The organism is Pusillimonas caeni, assembly GCF_003545815.1.
Taxonomy (GTDB): Bacteria; Pseudomonadota; Gammaproteobacteria; order Burkholderiales; family Burkholderiaceae_B; genus Pusillimonas; species Pusillimonas caeni.
The window spans coordinates 43,596-66,488 of the sequence record NZ_PDUW01000011.1 but is presented as its reverse complement, the minus strand read 5'-3'; the positions used below and the strand labels follow the sequence as shown (position 1 = coordinate 66,488).

The following is a 22,893-nucleotide window of genomic DNA, read 5'->3' as shown; positions in this document are numbered from 1 at the left end:
CCGGCGGCCCGGAGCCCGCGTGCTTCCTTCATCGGCGCCCCTGGCTCACGATGACCTGGTCATACAGCTGGCTCCATTTGGCCATGCCGCTCAGCGATACTTCGGGGTCGATCAGCGTAAGCTCCATGCCCTTCAGGGGTGATTCGACCTGGGTGCTGGACGGCACGTAGCTCAGTGAAGCCAGGATGCGCTGCGCGTCCTGGGAGAGCATGTAGTCGTAGAACAGCAGCGCGGCATTGGGGTGCTTGGCGTTGCGGGTAATGCCTATGCCATTGGCGCGGGCCACGACGGGATCGATCGTGAACCAGTCTATGGGGGCGCCGCGCTCCTTGGCGGCCTCGGGCATGTAGTTGTACACGGTAAGCCCCAGGGGCACTTCACCCGCGACCACCATATTGGTCAGCAGCGAGTGCCCCTTGCGCACCGAAATGCCGTTGGTGGCCACGATGTCGCGAAACAGCTGCACGCCTTTTTCTTCGCCCAGGGCGGTGACCACGGCGGCGAACCAGTCGAAGTCCTCGGTCTCGATGCCCAGCTTGCCCTTCCACTTGGGGTCTTTCAGGTCTTCAAAGCTTTGGGGCAGGTCTTCTTTCTTGATGCGGTCGGTGTTGTAGGCCTGTACGAACACCGTCAGCATGGTGGCCGCCCATTCGCGATGGTCGGGCACGGCCTTGGGCAGCAATTGTCCAAACAAGGGAGATTTGACGGGCTGCAGCACTTTTTCCTGGCTCAGGGCCTCCATTTCGGGTGCACTGATATGGATGGCGTCGACGTCGTGCCGGCCGGCCTGGGCCTCGGTAAGGGTGCGCTGCAAGACCTTGTCGGTGCCCGCGCGCCATATCTTGACCTTGATGCCGTACTTTTCTTCGAACGGCTTGATCAGCGGGGGAATGTCTTTTTCGGCGATGGACGTATACAAGGTGAGTTCGCCTTCTTCCTTGGCCGCCTGGACGATTTTTTCGCTACGGTCGGCACCCTGGTATTCAAGCAAGGGCTGGGCAAAAGCCGGCGCGGCCAGCGCCACCGACATCAGCGCGGCGGCCAGACAGCGTGTGAAATCGAAACTGCTCATGTCTGCTCCTTCTCGTATCCGCTGGCGGGCTAGAGCCGCGGGCCGGGGCATGCCGTCGATGCGACGGCACGGCGCCTGAGACCCGCGCGCTTCGGGCGTGTCCGCCCGTCCGCTGGCTACGATTATTGTTCTGTTATAAAGAACGATGTTCTTTATATTGGATAAATTAGCATGAAAGGACCGAGCTTGTCAGCCCCTTCGTGCTTCGTCGGAGAGCCCGTCCTCACGGGCTCAGCGGGTGGTTTTCCACCCGGGGGCTCTACGCGGTCTGGGTGGTTTTCTTTTTCATGTACTGCTCGACCAGCTCGGCCGTCAGCACCAGCCCCGGCTCGTACTCGGGCGCATCCTCGAGCTGCTCCAGATCGTTCAGGCCGAACTTCTCGTAGATCCGGTTGATCGCCGAAATCAGACGCACCGGACGGTCCGGGTCCGCATTGAAGTGCTGGTGGATCGTGTTGGGCGGAATGTAGATCACGTCCCCGGCCTCCCACTCGTAGCGCTTGACCTCATCCTGCGCCTTCCAGTGGTACGTATCGGTGATCTCCACGTCGCAATCCTGGTGCAGGTCGTAGCCCCGGCCCTCCAGCACGTACAGGCACTCCTCGGCCAGGTGCCGGTGCTTGCCCGAGCGGCTGCCCGGCGGAATCAGCTGCATGTACACGTCCACCGACTCCATGCGCGTGTTCATCTTCTCGTTCAGCAGATGCTTGAGCAGCCCCTGGCGCGACATCTCCCAGGGCATCTCCTCCGGATGCACCACCTTCTTGCGCTTGGACTGCAGCGATGGAAGCTGCGCCGCGTCCTCCAGCAGCTCTTGATAAAGTCCCTGGTTCAGCGCTCCGGCCAACCACGCCTTCGATTCTCCCCATGCCATGTGCTTTGCTCCTTTGACTTGATGTAGACGATTGGAAAACCGGCCGGGACGCTCAGTCCGGATGGTTGTAGTTTTCCTCGAAGTGGCGCGGCTCGTAGCCCTCGGCGCCGGGAGCGGGCTCGGTCGGGCGCGGTATCACCTGCTTCTGGAACAGCAGGTTCATGAACATCATCATCGGCTTGGGCTTCATGACCAGGGCGCGCGCCGGCTTCTCGGGGTCGGCGTTGAAGTGCTGGTGCACGCAGTTGTTGTGCACGATGGCCACGTCGCCCGCCTTCCAGTCGTAGCGGATGCCGTCGTGGATCTCGTAGCCGACCCCATCCAGAATGTAGAAGGCTGCCTCGTTCACGTGGCCGTGCTTCTGGGTGCGGCCGCCGGGCGCGTATTCTTCCAGATGGATGTGCAGGGTCTGGGTCAGGCCGTCCTCGGGCTCGACGAAGTGTTTGCTGAAGGACTGCGGGCCGTCGTTGAACAGGAGTTCGCGTCCCTTGATCACCCGGGGCATGGCCCGCAGGCGATTGAGTTCGTCCTTGAGGTTGTAGGGACCGGCGATGGCGCGCAGGAACACGCGGTCGCGCTTGCTGTTGTAGTGAGATTCCTTTCCCATGATGCTTCCTTATAAAAAATCGTGGCTCACTTGGATTGCCGTGTGAAGATTTCTTCGTACAAGCCCGTCCACTTCTGGTTTTCGTCCAGGATGACGCTGGGATCGACGAACTTGATCGGCATGTCGTTCAGGGCGGTGTCGACCTTCTCGCTGGTGGGAACGAAGTCGCGCTCCAGCAGGATCTGCTGCGCATCGCTCAGCATGAAATCCACGAACAAGGCCGCCGCATGCGGGTGGGGCGCCTTCTTGGTCATGGCCACTCCGTTGGGGCGGGCGATGGCCGGGTCGAAGGTGAACCAGTCGAGCGGCGCGCCCTTGTTCTTGAGCTGCTCGGCCTTGTAGTTGTAGACAGTCAAGGCCATGGGCACCTCACCCGACGCGACCAGATTGGTCAGCAAGGTATGGCCCTTGCGCACCGAGATGCCGTTCTTCTCGACGATGTCGCGGAACAGCTGCACGCCCTTCTCTTCGCCCATGTTCTTGACCACGCCGGCGAACCAGTCGGCGTCCTCGGCCTCGATGCCCAGCTTGCCCTTCCACTTGGGATCGAGCAGTTCTTCGTACGACTTGGGCACTTCCTCTTTCTTGATGAGGTTGGTGTTGTAGGCGGCCGCAAAGATGTTCAGGCGGGTGCTGATCCATTCCTTATGAGGCATGATGGCTTCGGGAATCAGATCTGCCAGATAGGGCGACTTGACCTCCTGAAGCAGCCCTTCGCGATGCAGGGCTTCGAGTTCGGGGCCGTTCGTCTCGACGATGTCCACATCGAAACGCCCCGCATTGCCTTCGGTGACGGTGCGCTGCAGCACCTTCTCGGACCCCGCCCGCCACATCCGCACCCGGATGCCGTATTTGTCTTCGAACGCCTTGGCCAGCGCGGTCATGTCGTCGACGGGCGCCGAGGTGTAGATCATCAGCTGGCCTTCTTCTTTGGCGCCCTTGGCCAGGAACTGTTCGCGATCCGAGCCGGCATAGCCCGCGGCCGTCTGCTGGGTCGATTCCTGCGCCCAGGCGCCCGCCGCCCCCATCGACAAGGCGGCGCCCAGCAGCAGAGAAGCCGAGAGGGCCTTGAGAGCGTGGCGCCGGCCGGCGCCGGTCGCAGGCCCGGGATGAGTGAAGGGAGTCGATTTTATAGTCATGATGTCTTCCAACAAAATATAAAAAGATTTACTTTGATCGCTTGGTGAAGATGTCTTCGTAAAGCCCGGCCCATTTCGCATTCTCGTCCAGGACCACCGCCGGGTCTACGAATTTGAGCGGCATGCGGTTGAGTTTGGACTGCGCCTTCTTGCTGGTGGTGACGAAGTCGCGCTCAAGAAGGATTTGCTGGCCGTCGGTCAACAGAAAGTCGAAGAACAGCAGCGCCGCATTGGGATGGGGCGCGCCCTTGGCCAGCGCAACGCCGTTGGCCCGGACGATGGCCGGGTCGATGGTGAACCAGTCGAGCGGCGCGCCCTTGTTCTTGAGCTGCTCGGCCTTGTAGTTGTAGACCGTCAAGGCCAGGGGCACTTCGCCCGATGCGACCAGGTTGGTCAGTAGGGTATGACCCTTGCGCACCGATATGCCGTTCTTCTCGACCATGTCGCGGAACAGCTTCAGTCCTTTCTCTTCGCCCAGCTCGGCGTTCACCGTCGCGAACCAGTCCAGGTCTTCGGCCTCGATGCCCAGCCTCCCCTTCCAGCGCGGGTCGAGCAGGTCTTCGTATGTCCTGGGCAACTCCTCCTTCTTGACGAGATTGGTGTTGTAGGCCATGGCGAAGACGTTCAGGCGGGTCGCGGTCCAGTCCCCGTGCGGGCGCACCGCGCCCTCCATCAGCTCGGCCTGATAGGGCGACTTGACCGGCTGCAGCGCGCCCTCGCGGTGCAAAGCCTCCAGCTCTATTCCATCGGTTTCGATGATGTCCACCTCGTTGCGGCCGGCGCGCGCCTCGGTGAGCGTGCGCTGGGTGACCTTCTCGCCTCCCGCGCGCCAGAGCCTGGCCTTGATGCCGTACTTCTTCTCGAATGCATCGATCAGCACGGTCATGTCCTCGACCGTGGCGGAAGTGTAGATCAGCAGCCCGTCCTCCTTGCGAGCGGCCTCTTCCAGTTTCTGCTGGCGATCCGGGCCGGTGTAGCCGGCCATGCCGGACGGCTGGGCCATGGCGGCCGGCGCCGCGCCCAGGCCCGCCGCCAGGCATACCGACAACAAGGTTCCGATGAACTCGCGGCGCGGTCCGGGGCGCGAGTTTTTGCTACCGGATTGATGGTCCATGGCTCATCCGTCCTATAGGTATGGATTGCGGTCCGGCCGGCCGGTCAGAAGCTGTGGGCCAGGCCCACGGCGACCTGGGTGATGTCCGCCCCCGGGCTGATGTCCCCATCCAGGCTCAGGTTGTTGAATCGCGCCGACTCGCCGTTGATCAGCTTCGATGCGATGGCGAACAGATAGGTGCGCTTGGACAATGCATAGGACGCGCCGATGTTGAACTGCCGGCCCTGCAGGCCCGAGGTGCTGCATTCCACGTCGCCCACCAGCGTGCAGGAACCCGCCGTCGCCTGGGCATACGACGCCTGAAGCGTGGTGGCGCCTATCTTGTGCTGCACGTTCAGCGACCAGGTGTTGTGCCGGTAGCTTTCGAAGTCGCCGGCCGGTCCGCCCGACTCCTTCAGCCTGAGGTGAGCGAAGTTGGCCTCGGCCCGGGTGTTTTTGGTAAAGCGATAGCCCGCCGTCAGGCGCACCGCCGAGTCCTTGGCCTCTTTGCCCGCCAGGTCGCGCTGAGCCGCCGTGGGCATATTGCGCGATCCGCCATACAGGTCCTTGTGATACTCATAGGCCAATGCCAGGTACAGGGGCCCCTGTTCATAGAGAACGCCGGTGGAGAACACCCATGGCTTGGGATCGTCCGCCGTGAAGTCGGGGGTGTTCTTGGAGTACTGCGCCAGGAACTGGAAGCCGTTGAGCTTGGGCGATTCGTAGGTGATGGCGTTGCTGCGACGCAGGTGGAAGCTGGACGCCGAACTGGTTCCGAAGGCGTGCTTGGACAAGATGGTGCTGTTGGCCACGAAATTGCCGCTCGACACGCCCAGGAAACTCAAGGTGTCTCCCACTTCCTTGTACGGCGTGTCCATCTGGCCGAACTTGATGGTGCCCAGGTCGCCCTTCAGGCCGACGAACGTATTGCGGTTCCACATCGACGAACTCGAACCGCCGCTGCCGTCGTGGACGCCGACGTTCATCTCCAGCTGGAAAATCGCCTTGAGGTTGCCGCCCAGGTCTTCCGAGCCCTTCAGGCCGAATTTGGAGTTGCTGGATGCCATGCCCGTGCCGCTGTAGTCGGCATTGGGCAGGCGGGTCTGATTGCTGAGCGAGCTGGTGCCCGCGTCGCTGGCGCCGCTGACCTTGCCATAGACGATCTCGGGATACAGCTTGCCGTACATGGTGACGCTGGTTTCGGCCTGGACGGCCCAAGGCAGCCCCAGGGCCGCGGCGACCGCGACCAGTCCTGCCTTCTTCACGTGCTTCATTTTTGTCTCCCCCTGAATTGTAGAGTCGGATCGACGTCCGCTAGATGAGCAATAGTTGAGTATCTTTATGCGGAACATCGGTCCATTTAAGTTCGCGCAAAAAAAAGAACCGAAAATATCGGTGGTTCTTTTTGCGCGGACGCGCCAAGCCGGCTCAGACCTTTTCAGGCAAGTCGGCCAATTCTGCTTCGTATACGGATTCCATGCGGGGCTCCAGCCCGATCTCGGCCAAGGCGTCCTTGAACATGGTGCGCACCACCGGGCTTTCGTCGGCGTAGTCGATCTGGTCGCCGCCCAGGCGCTTGCTGATCCACGCCTTGGGCACGCCCTGCGCATTGCGGATCGACACCACCTCGTGCTTGAACGCCAGATAGCGGGCCGGTTCCGAGCCGGTATTGAAGTGCTGGTGGTACCACATATTGGGCGGCACGATCATAGTGCCCTTGCCCCAATCGTATCGGCGCGGCTCTTCGCCTTCCTGCCACATCAGACTGTAGCCGGTGCCCGACATCATGATGACGTGCGCGCCGGGGCCATGGCAGTGCGCCTTCTTGTAGGTGCCCACGGGAAACTGGGATATATGGCTGTTCATCGAGCCCTTGGCCATGTTGAAACGGATGTGTCCGCCGCCGGCGCCGCGCTCTTTGGCGTGGATGAGCGGCAGGTTGATCGCGTCCGCCACGAAGTTGGTTTCGAGCAGCAGGCCCTTCTGCTCGCCCTTGTTGTCGAAGTAGTCCGGCTCGCCCGAGAAGCGGTTCTTGAAGTCGTACTGGGTGCCGAAGATGAAATCGATGTCCTCGTACAGATTGATGATGCCCGGGCCGTTGGTGACGGCGACGAAGCGGGCGGCATCCTTGCCCGAGCCATTGAAATGCTGGCAGAAGGCGTTGAGCGGAATGGCAAAGAGCGAACCCGCCTGCCACTCGAACGTGATGCGCTTGCCGGCGTCGTTCCAGACCGTGGTCGAACCGCGGCCGTCCAGCACATAGATCATTTCCTCGAACAGCTGGCGCTGGGGCTCGAGCTGCTTGCCGGGCGGAATCTCGCAGACGTAGCAGTCGTTGGACGTGCGCGACGCTTCATGGTTGATGTATACGCCTTTGCCGCCACGGCGCGCCCAGGGCTTCAGGTCGACCGTATGCAGATCGGGAATGTAATGGGCGCTGATGATGTCCAGGCCCTCGTTGGCGACCCAACGCGTATAGGGTGTTTCTTTTTCTGTAGCGAACTTGCTCGCCAGCTCTTCAGTTACTAGAGCGTTCTTGGTCATGCAAAACTCCTGCTTAGGTGATGATTGATCGTTGCCGGGCGCGCCTGCTTGTACGGCCGCCCGGCCCACCGCGTCCTACGCGGTCTGGGTGGTTTTCTTCTTCATGTACTGCTCGACCAGCTCGGCCGTCAGCACCAGCCCCGGCTCGTACTCGGGCGCATCCTCGAGCTGCTCCAGATCGTTCAGACCGAACTTCTCGTAGATCCGGTTGATCGCCGAAATCAGCCGCACCGGACGGTCCGGGTCCGCATTGAAGTGCTGGTGGATCGTGTTGGGCGGAATGTAGATCACGTCCCCGGCTTCCCACTCGTAGCGCTTGACCTCATCCTGCGCCTTCCAGTGGTACGTATCGGTGATCTCCACGTCGCAATCCTGGTGCAGGTCGTAGCCGCGCCCTTCCAGCACGTACAGGCACTCCTCGGCCAGGTGCCGGTGCTTGCCCGAGCGGCTGCCCGGCGGAATCAACTGCATGTACGCGTCCACCGACTCCATGCGCGTGTTCATCTTCTCGTTCAGCAAGTGCTTGAGCAGCCCCTGGCGCGACATCTCCCAGGGCATCTCCTCCGGATGCACCACCTTCTTGCGCTTGGACTGCAGCGATGGAAGCTGCGCCGCGTCCTCCAGCAGCTCTTGATAAAGTCCCTGGTTCAGCGCTCCGGCCAACCACGCCTTCGATTCTCCCCATGCCATGTGCTTTGCTCCTTGTGTTTCGTTGATCGGATCGCGCGGATCACTCCGCGTGGTTGTAGTTGTCTTCAAGATGCCTCGGCTCGAAGCCCTCGCCGCCGGGCGCCGGCTTGCCGGCCCGGGGCTCGACCTGGTACTGGAACAGCATGTTCATGAACAGGTACATGGGCTTGGTCTTGATGACCAGGGCCCGGGCCGGCTTCTCGGGGTCGGCGTTGAAATGCTGATGCACGCAGTTGTTGTGCACGATGGCCACGTCGCCCGCCTTCCAGTCGTAGCGGATGCCGTCGTGGATCTCGTAGCCCACCCCGTCCAGGATGTAGAACGCCGCCTCGTTCACGTGGCCGTGCTTTTGCGACTTTCCGCCCGGGCCGTATTCCTCCAGATGCAGATGGAAGGTCTGCGTGATGCCGTCCTTGGGTTCGATGTAGTGGCGGCTGTATGCCTGGGGGCCGTCCACGAAATGGATCTCCTTGCCCTTGCGCACGCGCGGCATGGCCCGCAAGCGGGTCAGTTCGTCCTTCAGGTTGTAGGGGCCCGCTATCGCCCGCACGAACACGCGGTTCTTGTTGCTGTGGTAAAGATCTTCGCGCGCGGGTTTCTCGCCCAGGGTTTCCCCGTCGGTCGCCACGCCGGTCGTCGATGCTTCTGTTTTCATTCCTTGCCTCCGTTGCTTGTCAGGTTCCGTACTGGTCTATCCGATAGCGTCGCGGCTTGAGCGTGCGGCAGATTTCGCGCACGAGGCCGGATTGGGGCAGCGAGATGCCGCAGTCGTCGGCCATTTCGGCCACGATGTTCATGTCGTCCTGCGCCCACGCCATGGACTGCTTGCCCCAGTTTCCCAGGGCGCCGTTCACGGCGCTGCTCATCATCAGCGCTTCGCGCAGCGCCTCGGTGTCGACGCCGTAGCGATCCGCCAGCGCCATGCCCTCGTGGTTGGCCACCAGGCAGGCCCACAATATGAGGTTGTTGACGGCCTTGGACACCTGGGCCGTGCCGACCCCGCCGCTATGCACCACGTCGGACGAATAGGCCGACAACACCGGCCGCAGCCGCTCGACCACCGCCGTGTCGCCGCCCACGAAGGACAGCAAGGTGCCCTCGTCCGCGGCGCGGCCGCCGCGGCACACCGTGGAATCGACCACGTGGATGCGCCGGGGCGAAGCCAGAGCCGCCAGTTCGCGCACTGTCCTGGGATGGACGGTGCTGAGCACCGCCACGATGGTTTCGGGGCGGGCATTGTCCAGAATGCCCTCGGCGCCCTCCAGCAGGGCGCGCACTTCGGCGTCGTAGCCCACGCATAGCAGAATGACGTCGGACGCCGCCGCCAGGGCGGGCGTGTCCACACACTGGGCGCCCATTTGCGTGACACGCTCGACCGCCGCCGGATTGCGCTCGCCGACCAGCGTGCAGTAGCCCGCGCGCAACAGATGCCCCACGATGGGCATGCCCATGCGCCCCGCGCCGATAAGGCCGACCTTGGTCATGCGTGATCCTCTTCGGGTTGTACGCGCAGATTGACGGAAACCTGCATTTCGGGCGCCGTCTCCAGCGCGGCGCCGCGCGGCAGGACGGCCGAGAAGGCCCGGACCCGCTGCGCGGCATGATCGATGCCCGGCGGCGGCTGCCCCTGCCCCACGGCCTTGGCCGCGCGCATCAGCCGCTGGCGCGTCATGATGATGCCCTTGTCCGTGCCCACCAGATTCTCGCGCGTGCGGTCCTCGATGGGGCCCATGCTTTCCTGCACCGCGGCGTCCTGCTCGGCCACGCCCATCACGCCGCAAAAGGTGCGGCGCTGTTTCTGGGCCTGGCGGTCGATGAGATAGTCGTTGCCCTTGTTGGCCACCGGGATGAAAGTGCCCGGGATGGTGCGGCAATGAATGCCCCGGCCCGCTTCCATGGCCTCGAGCTCATCGCTCGTCAGCCGCCTGTCGGGGTGGTAGTCGATGCTGAAGGTGTAGGAGTGCTCGTCGTCGATGGGCACCCAGGCGTGGGCGCCGTAGGGGTTGCCCTCGTAGGGCGGGAACAGGTTGAAGCAGGGCATCAGCCACTGCGTCACGCGCCAGTAGTAGCTCTCGTCGCCGTTCCTGCGGCGGGTGGCGATGTACAGCCCGCCGGGCGATTCGCGCGGCACGAAGACCGGGTGCGGGTCGGCCTTGAGATACCCGGCGCTGCGCGCATCGCGCTTGAGCAGCGGATCGTCGCCCACCGACATGCGGTGCAGAAAGGTGGAGTGGAAGGAATCCAGGCCTCCTTCCATGGCCTGCAGATAGTTGCACTCCTGCCGGCGCTTGGAGACATGGCGATGGCCGTCCGGCACGGTGGCCCACTCGTACATGGGCGGTTCGGGCTGCAGTTCGGGCGGGCCCATATAGGTCCACAGCACGCCGCCGCGCTCGATCAGCGGATAGGACTTGAGCTTGATGCGCGCGGCATAGCCGTTTTCAACCGGCTCCGAAGGCACGTCCACGCATTGGCCCGTCACGTCGTACTTCCACCCATGGTACGGGCAGCGCAGGCCGTCCTCTTCGTTGCGCCCGAACCAGAGCGACACGCCACGGTGCGCGCAGAACTCGTCCACCAGGCCCAGGCGCCCGCTGCTGTCGCGAAACGCCAGCAGGCGCTCGGACAGCAACTGCACCCGCACCGGCGCACAGTCCGGCTCGGGAAGCTCCTCGGACAGCAGCGCCGGTAGCCAGTAGCGGCGAAACAGTTCACCCATCGCCGTGCCCGGCCCCGTGCGCGTCAGCAGTTCGTTCTGTTCAGCTTTCATATCGGCTCACTTCGACGGCGCGTCGGCGATCGGCCGACCATTGAGCACATCGTCATACCGCTTGCGCCATTCATCATAGGTATCCAGCACCTTGGCCGGATCGATGTACACGGGGGAGAAGGCGTCCAGCTTGGGCAGGTCGCGCCGATGTGTCGTGATCTGGTGGTCCCTGGCCACCATTTGCTGTCCCTCGCTCAGCATGAATTCGTAGAACAGCATGGCCGCATGGGGGTGCGGCGCCTTGCGGGCTATGCCGATGCCGTCGGTATAGGCGATGGTGGGCGCAAGCGCCACGTAGTCGATCGGCGCGCCCTCGGCCTTCTTCTGCTCGACCAGATAGCTGTACATGGTGATGGCCAAGGGCACTTCGCCCGCCACCACCATATTGGCCAGCAGCGAATGGCCGGTGCGCAGCGAAACGCCGTTCGTCGCCACCAGCCTCTGGAAGTAATCCAGGCCTTTCTTCTCGCCCATCTGCTGCATCAGGGTCATGAACCATTCCTGGTTCTTGGCCTCGATGCCCAGCCTTCCCTTCCAGCGCGGATCGAGCAGGTCTTCATAAGAAGCCGGCAGCTCGTCGCGCGATACCCGTTGCGGATTGAAGGCCTGCACGAACACATAGGTGCGCATGCCGGCCCATTCACCATGCTCGGGAAGCGCCTGCTCGATGAGCTGCGCGTGCAAGGGCGAGGACACCGGCTGCAGCAGCTTCTCGCGGTGCAGGGCCTCCATTTCGGGAGCGGGATTCTGCACCACGTCGACCACGTTCCGCCCGGCGCCGGCCTCGGCCAGCGCCCGCTGCAGCACCTTGTTCTTGCCCGAGCGCCATACTTCCACCTTGATGCCGTAGCGCTTCTCGAAGGCCCCGACCAGATCCTGGACGTCTTTCTCGGCCATCGAGGTATACAGCATCAGCTTGCCCTCCTCCCGTGCGCCTTCCTGCAGGCGCTGCCCGCGGTCGGGCCCCTGGTATTGCAGGGGCGACTGTGCAGCCGCCCCCGCCGCACAGGAGATCCCCAGTGCGAGAAGCAGGCCGCGCAAGAAGAAGGAAAGCGTGTTCATCGTCCGTGCGTCCCGTTCAGGCAGCCTTCTTCAGCTTGGGATCGTCGGCGATGCAGATGCATTTGGCGGGATCGAGGCTGAGGTATACCTTGTCGCCGACGGGCGCCTTGATCGAAGGGTGGGCGCGCGCCAGCACTTCGCGGTTGCCCACCTTGATCTGCAGGTCCAGGTACTCGCCCAGGAAGACCTTGAAGGCCACCGTGCCCTCGAACACATTGGCGCCCTCGGGCCGCTGATGCTCGTGCACCCGGATGTCCTCCGGACGCACCGAGATCACGGCGGCATCGCCCTTGTTGAAGGAGTCGTAGGCGGTCGTCTTCAGCTGGCCGATGCCGGTCGAGACGCGATAGCTGTTCTCGCCTTCGTCGGGCCCTTCGACCGTCGCCTCGAGGAAGTTCGTCAGCCCGACGAAATCGGCCACGAACTTGTTGCGGGGACGCTCGTAGATGTCGCGGGGTGTGCCGATCTGCGCAATGCGTCCGGTGGACATCACCGCAATCTCGTGGGACAGCGCAAGCGCCTCGCTTTGATCATGGGTCACGTAGATGGTGGTCAGGCCCAGTTCGCGCTGCATGCGCTTGAGTTCGAAGCGCATGCGCTCGCGCAGCTTGGCGTCGAGGTTGGAGAGAGGCTCGTCCAGCAGCAGGAGCTTGGGCTCCATGACGAGCGCGCGAGCCAGCGCCAGCCTTTGCTGCTGGCCGCCCGACATCTTGGTGGCCTCGCGGTCGGCGAACTGGTCCAGGCCCACGGCCGTGAGCACGCGCATGACCTTGTCCTGGATTTCCTTTTTGCTGAAGCGCTTCGTGCCCACCTCGAGCGGAAACGCGGCATTCTGGAACACGTTCATGTGCGGCCAGATCGCGTATGACTGGAACACCATGCCGAAGTTGCGGCGGTTGGGCGCGATGAACACATTGTTGGCCGAGGAGTACACCGTGGTGCCGTTGACCGAGATCAGGCCGGACTTGGGACGCTCGAGTCCCGCGATGGAACGCAGCGTCGTGGTCTTGCCGCAGCCGCTGGGGCCCAGCAGCGTGAACAGCTTGCCTTCGGGAACCTCGAAGCAGATGTCCTGCGCGGCCTTGACGGTCTCGCCCTTTTCATTGGGGTATTCGGTGTACAGGTTTTGCACGCTCAACATGATTTGTCTCCAACTGGAATTCGTTTCTCGGTTTTGATCAGGATTCTTTGACGCCGAAGCGCTTGCCCAGGAGCTGAGCCGTCATGACCAGCAGGAAGAGGGCGATGATGAACATGACGCCCAGGGCGGAGAGCTCGACATACTGGCCGTTCTCCCACAGCTCCCAGATCATGATCGAGATGACCTCGGTGCCGGGGCTGTACAGCAGGATGGAGGTGGACAGCTCGCGTATGGACACGATGACGATGTAGATCCAGCCCGCCATCAGGCCCGGCTTGAGCAGCGGCAGGATGATGCGCCAGAACGTTGTGCCCCACGATGCGCCGCTCATGGCGGAGGATTCTTCGAGCTCCTTGTGGATCTGCAGCATGGACGTGGTGTTGTAGCGCAGGCCGTAGGGCAGGAAGCGCGTCACGTAGGCGATGAACATGATCCACATCGTGCCGTAGATGCCGATGTCGAAGTTCAGGTAGAACACCATGATGGCCAGGCCCAGCACCAGGCCCGGAAACACCATGGGCAGCGAGGCCATGTTGTCCAGCAGCCAGCGGCCGGGCAGCTTGGTCTTGACCACGATCCAGCAGATCACCGAAGTGGCCAGCATGATGATGGTCGCGCTGCCCAGGGCCAGCACCAGGCTGTTCCAGACCGAGTCCCACAGGGTCGGATAGTCGAGCATGAAGCGATAGGCGTCGAAGGTGAGGTTCTTCACGGCTTCCATCGACGGCACGCTGTAGAACTTCTGCATCGAGGACCACACCAGCACCAGGAAGGGCAGCACCACGATCAGAAAAAAGTACACGATGAAGATCGCGGCGGTGAGATAGCGCCATTTGCCCAGGTCCATGGCGCGCGGGCGATAGCCCTTGCCCGTGACGGTCGAGTATTTGTTGCCCCGGCTGGACAGGCGCGACTGCAGGTAGACGCCGACCGTGGTGATGAGCAGCAGGGTGACCGCATACGACGAGGCCAGGCCCACTTTGCTGGGATACTGGTGGATCGCCTGGTAGATGGACGACGTGAACACCTGGATGCCCACCGGCAGCCCCAGCAGCGCCGGCACCTCGAACGACTCGATGGCGCGCACGAAGAGGATGAGTATGGTGGCGAAAATGGCCGGCCAGGTCAGCTTCAAGGTGATGCGCCAGGCAATCTGGCGCACGCTCGCGCCGCTCATCAACGCCGATTCCTCGAGCGAGGGATCCATGGAGCGGAACGCCGCCGTCATGATCAGGAAGGCCATGGGCGAATAATGCAGGCCTTCGACCCAGATCATGCCCCACATCGAGTAGACGTTGATGAACACGTAGTCGGTGTCGAACCAGTTCTGCAGCAACAGGTTGAAGATGCCTATCTTGGGACTGCCCAGCAGAATCCACGACACGGTGAAAAGAATGCCGGGAATGATCAGCGGGATGATGGACAGCGCGAAGAACAGGGACTTGAACGGCGTGTTGGTGCGCTCGTTCATCCACGCCAGGCCGGTGCCCACCACGAAGGCCAGCGCCGCGGTGCCCGTGGCGAACCATATCGAATTGCCCAGCAGGCGCAGCGTTTCGACGCTGGTGTAGGCGTCGGCGTAGTTGGCCAATGTGAATTCCGCCGGCGCCGTCGCCGTCTGAGGCGTGTAGAAGCTTTGCCACAGCAGAAAAAACAAGGGCATGAGAGCCAGATAGGCGACCCCTATCACACAGACCCCGATGATGATCCATTTCAAGTCCAAGCGCCGCCATAGGGGAGGCTTGGCTTCCGGTCGCACGTGTCCTTTGGCGACTACTTCCATTGCTGCGTCTCCTTGCTGAAGAGCTCGGATGCCCTGTATCCGGCCTCAGTTTCTGATTGAATGATTTATGTTCTGCTATACGGATCGTCGGTCTGTATAGTAGACCTGGGCTAATTTACCAACGCTTTAAGGCGGTGTCAATAAAAAATGACCCGTGCCCAAGCTGTAAGAAGAAACTTAAAATCTTCTTAAAAACCGCATGAAATGGGGCTCCACGCAATATACTCAGCACTCTGAATATCAGGCCGGGCAACATTGGGGGACAAGGAAAAACGCCGCTCAGCCCCGTTTTCCGTAGTGATAGTCCCAGACCTTGCGCAGCAGGTGGGGCTTCCACAGGTTGCGTGAAATGGTGTCCACCTGTTCCGCATCGAGGACCGTCACCGTTCCCAACCGGGACGCCATGTACTGTTTCTGGGCGGTTTCCTCAAGGTAAACCCCTAGAACGAAAGTCTCGACAATATCGCCGCCGGCCGCCACCGCGCCGTGGGACTTGAGCATCACCACCCGGTTGTCGCCCAGGCACTCGGCCAGTTCCTCCCCCAATGGCCGCGTATTGATGGAAGCCGTCTTGGGAAAAACCGGAATCGGTCCGAGCACCGCGGCCTGCATGATGACGGGCAGCACCGGCTGGCCCGCCATGCTGAACAGGGTGGACCAATAAGGATGGGTATGCACCACCGCGTTGACGTCCGGCCGGCGCCGGTAGGTCTGCGCGTGGATGTGGAACTCCATGGGCGGCACGGCATCGCCCTCGATGAGATTGCCGTCCAGGTCGATGGTGACGATGTCGTCCACCGTCAGCGCGCTGCGCACCGACCTGCCCGAATTGATCAGCATGCGATCGCCCGGCAGCCTGGCGCTGAAGTGCCCATTGAAGTCGATGATGCCGGCCCGTTCCATCATCGTGATGGCATCGACCAGCATCTGCTTGAGCTTGGCGGTATCTGTCTCCACTCGGCCTCCTTGCGGCGATGCGCCGCTGATGCGTGTCTTGGATGCGCCGCGCCGGCTGGCGCCCGCTCGGCGCGTTTCTTGTCTCACCCAGCCGGAAACCGGTCTGCGGCCTGCGTGGCGCCGACCGTTGCGCCGGCCGGACATCTCATGCGTTCCGGTCCTCGCTCCGGCGATCCTCATGTCCGCCGCCGCCCTCACGGCCGTGGGCATGGCTGTGTTCATGATCATGCTCGTGGCTGTGGGCGTGGCCATGATCCTGCCTGTCCGCATGCGCATGATCGTGGCCGTGATCATGGTCGTGCGCGTGCCCATGATGATGATGCGCGTGCGGCCGGCTGCCGTGCTCGTGGGCGTGCGGGCGGTACTTGAGGTCGGTGCGCACATTGCCGGCGGGCGTGCGCGGGTCCTGGCTGAAGACCAGCGACTTGACCGTGACGGGCACGGTTTGCGAAGGCATGCGGATGCGGCCCAGATCGATGTAATCGAAGTCCCACAGAATCACGCCGTCGATCACCAGCACGTCGCTCTTGAGCTCCAGTTCTTCGCGCAGCAGGGCGCCCAGCGTGTGCGCCAGGTCGCCGTCCAGAATGAGATAGAGCGGTTTCTCCTGGGCCAGCGTCGAGTTCATGCCCTGGATGACGCCGTCGGCGAAGGCGCGGATGCGCGTGTAAGAAGGCGGGCCGCTCCAGCGGAAGGCCAGCGCCACCTCGTTCTCGCCCTCGACCAGGTCGAACTGGGTAAAGTGCTCGCGTATGGCCTGCGCCAGGTCGTCCGGAACGATCTCGCCGGAACAGTCGTACGCGGGCAGCAGCACCTGCACATTGCGCCGCGGCAGCAAGCGGCCCGGGCTGGAGATGTAGGTCGTGTTGCCGCTGAGCTGTACCGAATATTCGGACGCCCCCAGCGCCGTGGCGCGTATGCATTCGCCCTCGGGCAGGCGCGACCAGGGCAGGCGCCCTTCGTCCAGCCGGCGGCGCAGCGCCGTGCCCAGCAGCTTGCCCATGTCGCCGAAGTCGCGTTCTTCGTGCTCGTAGATGTACTCGGAGACGCCCCCGGAGAACATCACGCCCTCTATCGGACCGAAGTCCGGCAGGGGGTCGGTCAGGTACAGAAGATCGATCTCGGGCGGCAGCGGGCGTCGGCCGACGGCGGTCACGAGGGCGTCCGCCATCCAGTCGGCCAGCTTCTTCATGTCGTCGCGACTGACGCGGTCGCCCAGCCTCCAGGAGAACCCCGCCTCGCTTGCCAGGTGGCGTCCGGCCGGATCCAGCCGGACGATGCGGCCCTGCTCGTCGACCACCTGCAGGCGGCCGCCGATGTGGATGGCCGCCGTGCCCAGCACCTTGCCCTTTTCGACCACGGCCAGCTTGGTCGTGCCGCCGCCGATGTCGACGTTCAGGATGCGCTTGCCCAGGTCATGGGAGGCCCGCGCCGCGCCCGAGCCGTAGGCCGCCAGCATGGATTCCATGTGATGGCCCGCCGTGGCGCAGACGAATTCCCCGCCCCGATCGGCGATCACGTCGGAAATGGCTTGCGCGTTCTCGCGCCGCAGGGCTTCGCCGGTGAGGATGACCGCGCCGGTATCGATGTCGTCGGGATGCAGCCTGGCCGCCTGGTAGGCCTCGTCGATGATGCCGCCCAGCGCCGACTCGTCGATGCGGGTCTCGCTCTGGTAGGGGGTCAGCGCCACGGGCGATTGATACAGTGTTTCGCGGTCGACCACGAAATAACGGCTGGAAAGATCCTCGCCAAGGCGGCGCAGGTTGATGCGCGAGAACACCACCTGGGTTCCGGAGGAACCGATGTCGATGCCGACGCTGACCAGGGTGACGTGGTCCTGCTGCCAGATGGGATTGTCCTCGAGCGGCCCCAGCGATTCGAAATCGTCGTGATCGTGGTCCGACTCCTCGCCGGGCAGGTGCACATGGTCGTAATAGAGGTCGCCCAGCCGGTGGTCGTCCAGGCTGTGCCCCCCTTTCGCGGGCGGATTCTTGTCGTCGGGTTTCTTGTCTTCAATCATTTCTCTCTTCCTTTTACTTCCAGTACCTCTTTTGGTGTTCGACTTGAGGTGTTCTTGAATACGCTCGATTTGAATTGATACCGTGGTTGGTTGATGCAGACCCGGTCGACCAATTGAAGGCAACCTTCAGGGCAAGGGGCGGAGGGTCTTTTGCAGTCCATCCAGCATGCGCCGAATTTCTCTTGCCTGGTCGGGGGCTTTCGGCGACAGCCTGTCCGAATCCCGAAGCGCGAAGCGCTGAGGTCGAGTTCTGCCGCCGCCCGACCAGGCAAGAGAAATTCGGGAAGCCCGAAGGGCCGCATGATGTGGACTGCAAAAGACCCTCCGCCCCTCGCCCGGCTCAAGAACCCAACTAACCCCCGGCTCAAACCCAACCCAGTCGGTTTCGGATTTGACAGTCGCTTCGCTTAGCTCAAACCCAAACCTGTCGGTTTCGGGTTTGCTTAGCTCAAACCCGGAACTCCTCCAGAGTTTCAGGGGCGAAGAGGTCGTGGGGGTCTAGGCGGCGCTTGGACAGGCCCTGCTCGTGCGAGTAACGCAGGAAAGTGGAAAGCGTGTGCTCGTTGCGCGCGAAACCGTAGGGCCAGAAATCGTCGCCCATGTCGCGGCGGGCCTGCTCGACGTGCGCGGCCGTCCAGGGCAGCATGGCCTTGAGCGCGGCGGTCTGGTACAGGTCCTCGTAGGTGATGCGCTGGGCCTCGCACAACGCCTTGTACAACGATTGCGCCACCCAGCGGTCGCGCTCATAGACATCACGGCGTATCACCACCGTATGCATGATGGGGAAAATGCCGGTGCGCTTGAAATAATCCTGCTCCAGGGGCACGTAGTCTTCGAACAGGCGCTTGACCTTGCCGCCCGCGTTCCGGTAGCTCGAAGGCATGCGGGCCGTGTACAGCGCATCGATCTCGCCGCTGGCCAGCATGGACGACAGGGTCTTGTCCGGGCCGATCGGCTCGACGCGGATGTTGGACGGCAGATCCAGCTTCAGCTTCTCGGGCCTGTTGGGCTCTTCTTCGCCGCCGGTGCAATAGGTGACGCTATCGACCGGCACGCCGTATTCGTCGGCAAGTATGCCGCGTATCCAGGCCGGGGCCGTCATCTGGTATTCGGGACAGCCCACCCGCTTTCCGATCAGGTCCTTCGGCTCCTTGATGCCGCTGTTCGCGTTGACATAGATGCAGGAATGGCGGAAAAAGCGCGAGGGGAACACCGGTATGGCGATGAAGGGGCTGTCCCGGAACAGGGACATCGTGTACGAGGACAGGGACATCTCGGCCGCGTCGAACTCCCGATGCCTGAGCATGCGGAAGAAGGTCTCTTCCACCGACAGGTTCAGATAATTGAGCTCGATGCCGTCGGGCCGTACGCTATCGTCCATCAGCGCGCGCGTGCGGTCGTAGTTCCAGCAGGCAAATGTCATTCTCAGCTTGGCCACTTCGTCTCCTTTCCTCCGCCCGGCTTCGGCCGGGACCATTCCTCGTTGAAAGAAACAGGGCGGTTGTCCGCCTGCTGTTCCGATATGTTGAATAGTGTTCTGTAAATTTGTGTTGCTTCAAAAATAGCCGCCAAGCTCGGCTTGGCGGCTGGTTGCGACCTTGGGCGCCGGTCAGGCCCGGCGTCGCGCGTTGCGCAAGGGCTGGTAGCCCAGACGCAGCGAAATCGCCTCGCCGGCCGACACCACGTCCGACACATACGAGGCCAGTATGCGCTTGGTCAGGCGCTGCGAAGGCCCCACCACGCTGACCGCCGCCACCACGTTGCCGCCATGGTCGCGGATGGGCACGGCAATGCTGCGCAGGCCGATCTCGCCTTCTTCGTCGTCCAGGGCATAGCCGGAACTGCGGATGCCGGCCAGCTCTTGGCGAAAGGCGGCGGGATCGGTGATGGTGTTGTCGGTTTCGGCTTCCCAGCCCTCGGCGATGATCTCGTCGATGACCTCGACCGGCTGGAAGGCCAGCAAGGCCTTGCCGCCCGCCGTGTAGCAGGCATGGCGGCGCACGCCCACGTCGACCGTCATGCGCACAGAGTATTTGCTCTCCAGACTGTTGATCACCAGCATGCTGCTGTGCTCCAGCACGCTGAGCAATACGGTTTCGCCGGTTTTCTCGCGCAGTTCCATCAGATAGGGCTTGGCTTCGTTGGAGAAATCCATTTTGCGCCGCACCAGCGAGCCCAGTTCGAAGATGGTCAGGCCGAGCCTGTATTTGCCGTTCTCGGCATTCTGCTCCAGCATGCCCGCATCGACCAGCGTGCTGGCCAGGCGATGGACCGTGCTTTTCGGCAGCGACAGGCGCTTGCCCAGATCGCTGATGCCGATCTCGTATTCTTCGTCGGAAAAGACCTTGATGATGCGTATCGCATTGGCCACCGACGACAGTCGCGTCTTGGGTTTGGCCGGCTTCTTGGCGGCTTTCAAAACTTTGGCACCCTGTTCCATAAACACCGTCCTTTTCTGTTATACAGAACAGCAGTGTAGCGTAAAGTCATTGCCGCCGCTGCCTCCGTCCATACCGTCAACGGGTCAGGAACAGTTCGTTCCACAATCCGTACCACTCGTCGTGCTCGTCCAGCACCGTGGCCGGATCGACCATGATGTAGGGAAACGCCTTGAGGTCGGTCTTGACGCTTTCGCTGGCCGGGATGCGCCCCATCGAATGGAAGAACTCCTGGCCTTCGCGCGACAGGACGAAGTCCGCGAACAGCAGCGCGGCGTGCGGATTGGGCGCATTGCGCATCACGCCTATGCCCTGCGGGCGGCCCACCACGGGCTGGACCGGCTTCCAGGCCACCGGCCCGCCGCGGCGGGAGATGGACTCGATTTCGGAGTTGTAGACGGTGAGGGCCACCGGCACCTCGCCCGCCCCCACCATTTCGGACAGCAGCATGTGGCCCTTGCGCACGTCCGGCCTCATGGCGGCCAGCTTGCGGAAGAAGTCTTCGCCCTTGTCGCGCCCGCGCTCTTTGATGAGGGTGGCCATCCACTCGACGTCGGTGGCCTCCAGGCCTATCTTGCCCTGCCATTTCGGATCGAGAAAGCCTTCGTACTGCTCGGGCAATTCGTCTTTCTTGACCAGATTGGTGTTGTACGCCACCACGAAGAAATTCAGCCGGTCGGTCACCCAAAGGCCGTGCGCCGGCCGCGCGGACGCCGGCAGGTCGGCGATATGGGGGCTTTCGAAGTGGGCCAGCAGTTTTTCACGCGCCAGCATCTCCATCTCGGGACCGTTGGTCTCCACCACGTCGACGGCGTGCCGCCCGCCCCGCGCCTCGGTGACGGCGCGCTGCACCACCTTGTCGCTGGTGGAACGCCATAGCGTCACCTTGATGCCGTACTTGTCCTCGAAGGCCTGGGCCAGCGGGCGGGACTCCGATGTGGCCAGCGAAGTGTAGAGAGTGAGCGAGCCTTCCTTGCGCGCGGCCTCGATCAGCTTCTGTTCGCGGTCCGGGCCCTGATACTGGTAGATCGCCTCGTTGGGAGATGCCTCCTGGGCCTTCCCGCCCGGCGCATAGATGCATAAGGCCGTTGCCAGCGCCAGCATCCAGACTGTCCACCTGTTGTTCATGCTTCCTCCATTCAGCTCGGGGTCTCGTCTCGTTTTGCCGCATGCAATGCATGCCTCTTGTGCGATTCATTGTACGGACATATTTCGGCAAGGGCAATTAAAATGAAACGTCGTTCTGTATAATGGAAAATATTCAGTCACCCGGGGAAGTCCGATGAACGGTTCGACGCACTCTCCCTTCCGGGCCTTTTCGGGCGCCGGAAGAATGGGATCCTTCCGGCGCGAAGCTTCCCATCTCGCATCCATGGAACGCGTCAAGGCCATGACCCGCGAACGCTTCGAACTGGACGAAGACACGCCGCTGCTGGTGACCGAGGTGGCCTGCGCCTCGCCCGGCTGTCCGCCGCTCGAGACCGTGGTGGTCTTCTGGACCAGCCCGGCCGACCGCCATCAGTTCAAGGTATTCAAGCCTCTGCACGAGGTCGGCGAAGACGATCTGCCGTTTCACTGGATGAAGCCCGCGCTGATTGTTCCGGAAGGGTATGGCTGCGACTGCTGCTGACCGTCCGCCATCGCGGCCGTGTGTTCTGATATAGAGAACTGCGTTTCAAATTTGTTGCCTTGGTCCGATTTTCATCCTAGAATTCCAGCAGGCATTACGGAGGCATCATGGCAAACCATAAACTGACAACCGCCATACAGACATTGGGACACACCCAGGCGCTCAAGGACGGCACCGTCCAGCCCCGCGGCTTCGAACTGGAGTTCGAAGAAGTCAGCCCCATCATCAAGGCCTTCCGCCGCATGGTGCGGGGCCTGGAGTTCGACGTCAGCGAAATGGCGCTCACCACCTACATCTGCGCCAAGTCGCACGGCAAGCGCTTCACCGCCCTGCCCGTCTTCGTGGTGCGCGCCTTCCATCACGGCGCCATCCTGGTCAACGCCAAGTCGGGCATCACCGACCCGCGCCAGCTCGAAGGCGGCAAAGTGGGCGTCAACCGGGGCTATACGGTTACCACGGGCGTATGGGCGCGCGGCATCATGCAGGACGAATACGGCGTGGATCTCGGCCGCATCACCTGGGTATTGTCCGGCGACGAGCACGTGGAAGAGTTCCGGCCGGGCGCCAATGTGGTCTCAATGCCCCAGGGCCGGACACTCGAGGCCATGCTGGAGGCGGGCGAACTGGACGCCGCCATCGGCATCGCCTCCGACCATCCCGACCTGCGTCCCCTCATCCCCGATGCCGCCGAACGCGGCTTCCGGCTGCTGGCCGGGCAAGGGCACTATCCCATCAACCACACCATCGTGGTCAAGGACGAACTGCTCCAGGCCCATCCCGGGCTGGCGCAGGCCGTCTACGACGCTTTCGATCAGGCCAAGCAGCTTTATCTGGCGCGCCTGGCCAAGGGCGAAATCGAAGCGCCGACCAAGGCCGACCAGACCTATCGGCGCGTCATGCAGACCCTGGGCGGTGATCCGCTGCCCTATGGACTGGAACCCAATCGGGCCATGGTGGACACCGTCATCCGCTACGCCCGCGAACAAGGAATCATCGATCGGGCCTATACCGCGGACGAACTCTTCGCCCCCGTGCGGGCGTCGACCCGCAGCGCCTGAGGCGCGAACCGAGCC

Annotated in this window: 21 protein-coding genes; 2 read left to right on the top strand and 19 right to left on the bottom strand. The window is 62.7% G+C overall.

Annotated elements, in window-relative coordinates; translation table 11 throughout:
• Positions 1-28: 28 nt before the first annotated feature.
• The 19 genes from CSC67_RS19245 to CSC67_RS19155 all read right to left on the bottom strand — a co-directional run bounded on the left by CSC67_RS19245 (position 29) and on the right by CSC67_RS19155 (position 21,318).
• Positions 29-1,072: an ABC transporter substrate-binding protein gene (locus CSC67_RS19245; protein WP_118996082.1), complete on the bottom strand. Its 1,044-nt coding sequence runs from the start codon at positions 1,070-1,072 to the stop codon at positions 29-31.
• Between the two features lie 259 nt (positions 1,073-1,331).
• Positions 1,332-1,946: a cupin domain-containing protein gene (locus CSC67_RS19240; RefSeq protein WP_118996081.1), complete on the bottom strand. Its 615-nt coding sequence runs from the start codon at positions 1,944-1,946 to the stop codon at positions 1,332-1,334.
• Positions 1,947-1,998: 52 nt separating this feature from the next.
• On the bottom strand, positions 1,999-2,553 hold the full coding sequence (locus CSC67_RS19235) for a cupin domain-containing protein (protein ID WP_118996080.1): 555 nt from the start codon (positions 2,551-2,553) through the stop codon (positions 1,999-2,001).
• A 26-nt stretch (positions 2,554-2,579) separates the two neighbouring features.
• Positions 2,580-3,692, bottom strand: a complete 1,113-nt coding sequence (locus CSC67_RS19230; RefSeq protein WP_245220300.1) for an ABC transporter substrate-binding protein — start codon at positions 3,690-3,692, stop codon at positions 2,580-2,582.
• Between the two features lie 28 nt (positions 3,693-3,720).
• The gene (locus CSC67_RS19225) at positions 3,721-4,806 is read right to left on the bottom strand and encodes an ABC transporter substrate-binding protein (RefSeq protein ID WP_342447680.1); all 1,086 of its coding nucleotides are present in this window, start codon (positions 4,804-4,806) and stop codon (positions 3,721-3,723) included.
• Positions 4,807-4,850: 44 nt separating this feature from the next.
• Positions 4,851-6,059, bottom strand: a complete 1,209-nt coding sequence (locus CSC67_RS19220; RefSeq protein ID WP_118996078.1) for a porin — start codon at positions 6,057-6,059, stop codon at positions 4,851-4,853.
• Between the two features lie 154 nt (positions 6,060-6,213).
• Positions 6,214-7,329: a cupin domain-containing protein gene (locus CSC67_RS19215; protein WP_118996077.1), complete on the bottom strand. Its 1,116-nt coding sequence runs from the start codon at positions 7,327-7,329 to the stop codon at positions 6,214-6,216.
• Between the two features lie 75 nt (positions 7,330-7,404).
• Positions 7,405-8,019 (bottom strand): cupin domain-containing protein, encoded by a 615-nt coding sequence (locus tag CSC67_RS19210; protein ID WP_118996076.1) that lies wholly within the window; start codon positions 8,017-8,019, stop codon positions 7,405-7,407.
• A 40-nt stretch (positions 8,020-8,059) separates the two neighbouring features.
• The gene (locus tag CSC67_RS19205; RefSeq protein WP_245220299.1) at positions 8,060-8,674 is read right to left on the bottom strand and encodes a cupin domain-containing protein; all 615 of its coding nucleotides are present in this window, start codon (positions 8,672-8,674) and stop codon (positions 8,060-8,062) included.
• Positions 8,675-8,693: 19 nt separating this feature from the next.
• Positions 8,694-9,503 (bottom strand): NAD(P)-dependent oxidoreductase, encoded by an 810-nt coding sequence (locus CSC67_RS19200; RefSeq protein WP_118996075.1) that lies wholly within the window; start codon positions 9,501-9,503, stop codon positions 8,694-8,696.
• On the bottom strand, positions 9,500-10,789 hold the full coding sequence (locus tag CSC67_RS19195) for an aromatic ring-hydroxylating dioxygenase subunit alpha (RefSeq protein WP_118996074.1): 1,290 nt from the start codon (positions 10,787-10,789) through the stop codon (positions 9,500-9,502). Before CSC67_RS19195 ends, CSC67_RS19200 begins: the two co-directional genes overlap by 4 nt.
• Positions 10,790-10,795: 6 nt before the next feature.
• Positions 10,796-11,851, bottom strand: coding sequence for an ABC transporter substrate-binding protein (locus CSC67_RS19190; protein ID WP_118996073.1), 1,056 nt, complete (start codon positions 11,849-11,851; stop codon positions 10,796-10,798).
• A 16-nt stretch (positions 11,852-11,867) separates the two neighbouring features.
• Complete coding sequence (locus tag CSC67_RS19185) at positions 11,868-12,992, bottom strand: ABC transporter ATP-binding protein (RefSeq protein ID WP_118996072.1); 1,125 nt, start codon at positions 12,990-12,992, stop codon at positions 11,868-11,870.
• A 37-nt stretch (positions 12,993-13,029) separates the two neighbouring features.
• Positions 13,030-14,775, bottom strand: coding sequence for an ABC transporter permease (locus tag CSC67_RS19180; RefSeq protein ID WP_118996071.1), 1,746 nt, complete (start codon positions 14,773-14,775; stop codon positions 13,030-13,032).
• 279 nt (positions 14,776-15,054) lie between these two features.
• Positions 15,055-15,732 (bottom strand): class II aldolase/adducin family protein, encoded by a 678-nt coding sequence (locus CSC67_RS19175; protein ID WP_118996070.1) that lies wholly within the window; start codon positions 15,730-15,732, stop codon positions 15,055-15,057.
• Positions 15,733-15,877: 145 nt separating this feature from the next.
• Positions 15,878-17,752 carry an ethanolamine ammonia-lyase reactivating factor EutA gene (locus CSC67_RS19170; RefSeq protein ID WP_118996069.1) on the bottom strand — a complete coding sequence of 625 codons (1,875 nt, stop codon included), beginning with the start codon at positions 17,750-17,752 and terminating at the stop codon, positions 15,878-15,880.
• 448 nt (positions 17,753-18,200) lie between these two features.
• Positions 18,201-19,190, bottom strand: a complete 990-nt coding sequence (locus CSC67_RS19165; protein ID WP_118996123.1) for a substrate-binding domain-containing protein — start codon at positions 19,188-19,190, stop codon at positions 18,201-18,203.
• Positions 19,191-19,361: 171 nt separating this feature from the next.
• Complete coding sequence (locus tag CSC67_RS19160) at positions 19,362-20,192, bottom strand: IclR family transcriptional regulator (RefSeq protein ID WP_118996068.1); 831 nt, start codon at positions 20,190-20,192, stop codon at positions 19,362-19,364.
• 76 nt (positions 20,193-20,268) lie between these two features.
• Positions 20,269-21,318, bottom strand: a complete 1,050-nt coding sequence (locus CSC67_RS19155) for an ABC transporter substrate-binding protein (protein ID WP_118996067.1) — start codon at positions 21,316-21,318, stop codon at positions 20,269-20,271.
• Positions 21,319-21,472: 154 nt separating this feature from the next.
• On the opposite strand from CSC67_RS19155, the gene CSC67_RS19150 reads away from it, so the two are divergent.
• Both CSC67_RS19150 and CSC67_RS19145 read left to right on the top strand, forming a co-directional pair.
• Positions 21,473-21,820: a hypothetical protein gene (locus tag CSC67_RS19150; protein WP_245220298.1), complete on the top strand. Its 348-nt coding sequence runs from the start codon at positions 21,473-21,475 to the stop codon at positions 21,818-21,820.
• A gap of 107 nt (positions 21,821-21,927) precedes the next feature.
• Entirely contained in the window at positions 21,928-22,878 is a 951-nt protein-coding gene (locus CSC67_RS19145) for an ABC transporter substrate-binding protein (RefSeq protein WP_118996066.1), read from the top strand.
• The last annotated feature ends 15 nt before the right edge of the window (positions 22,879-22,893 follow it).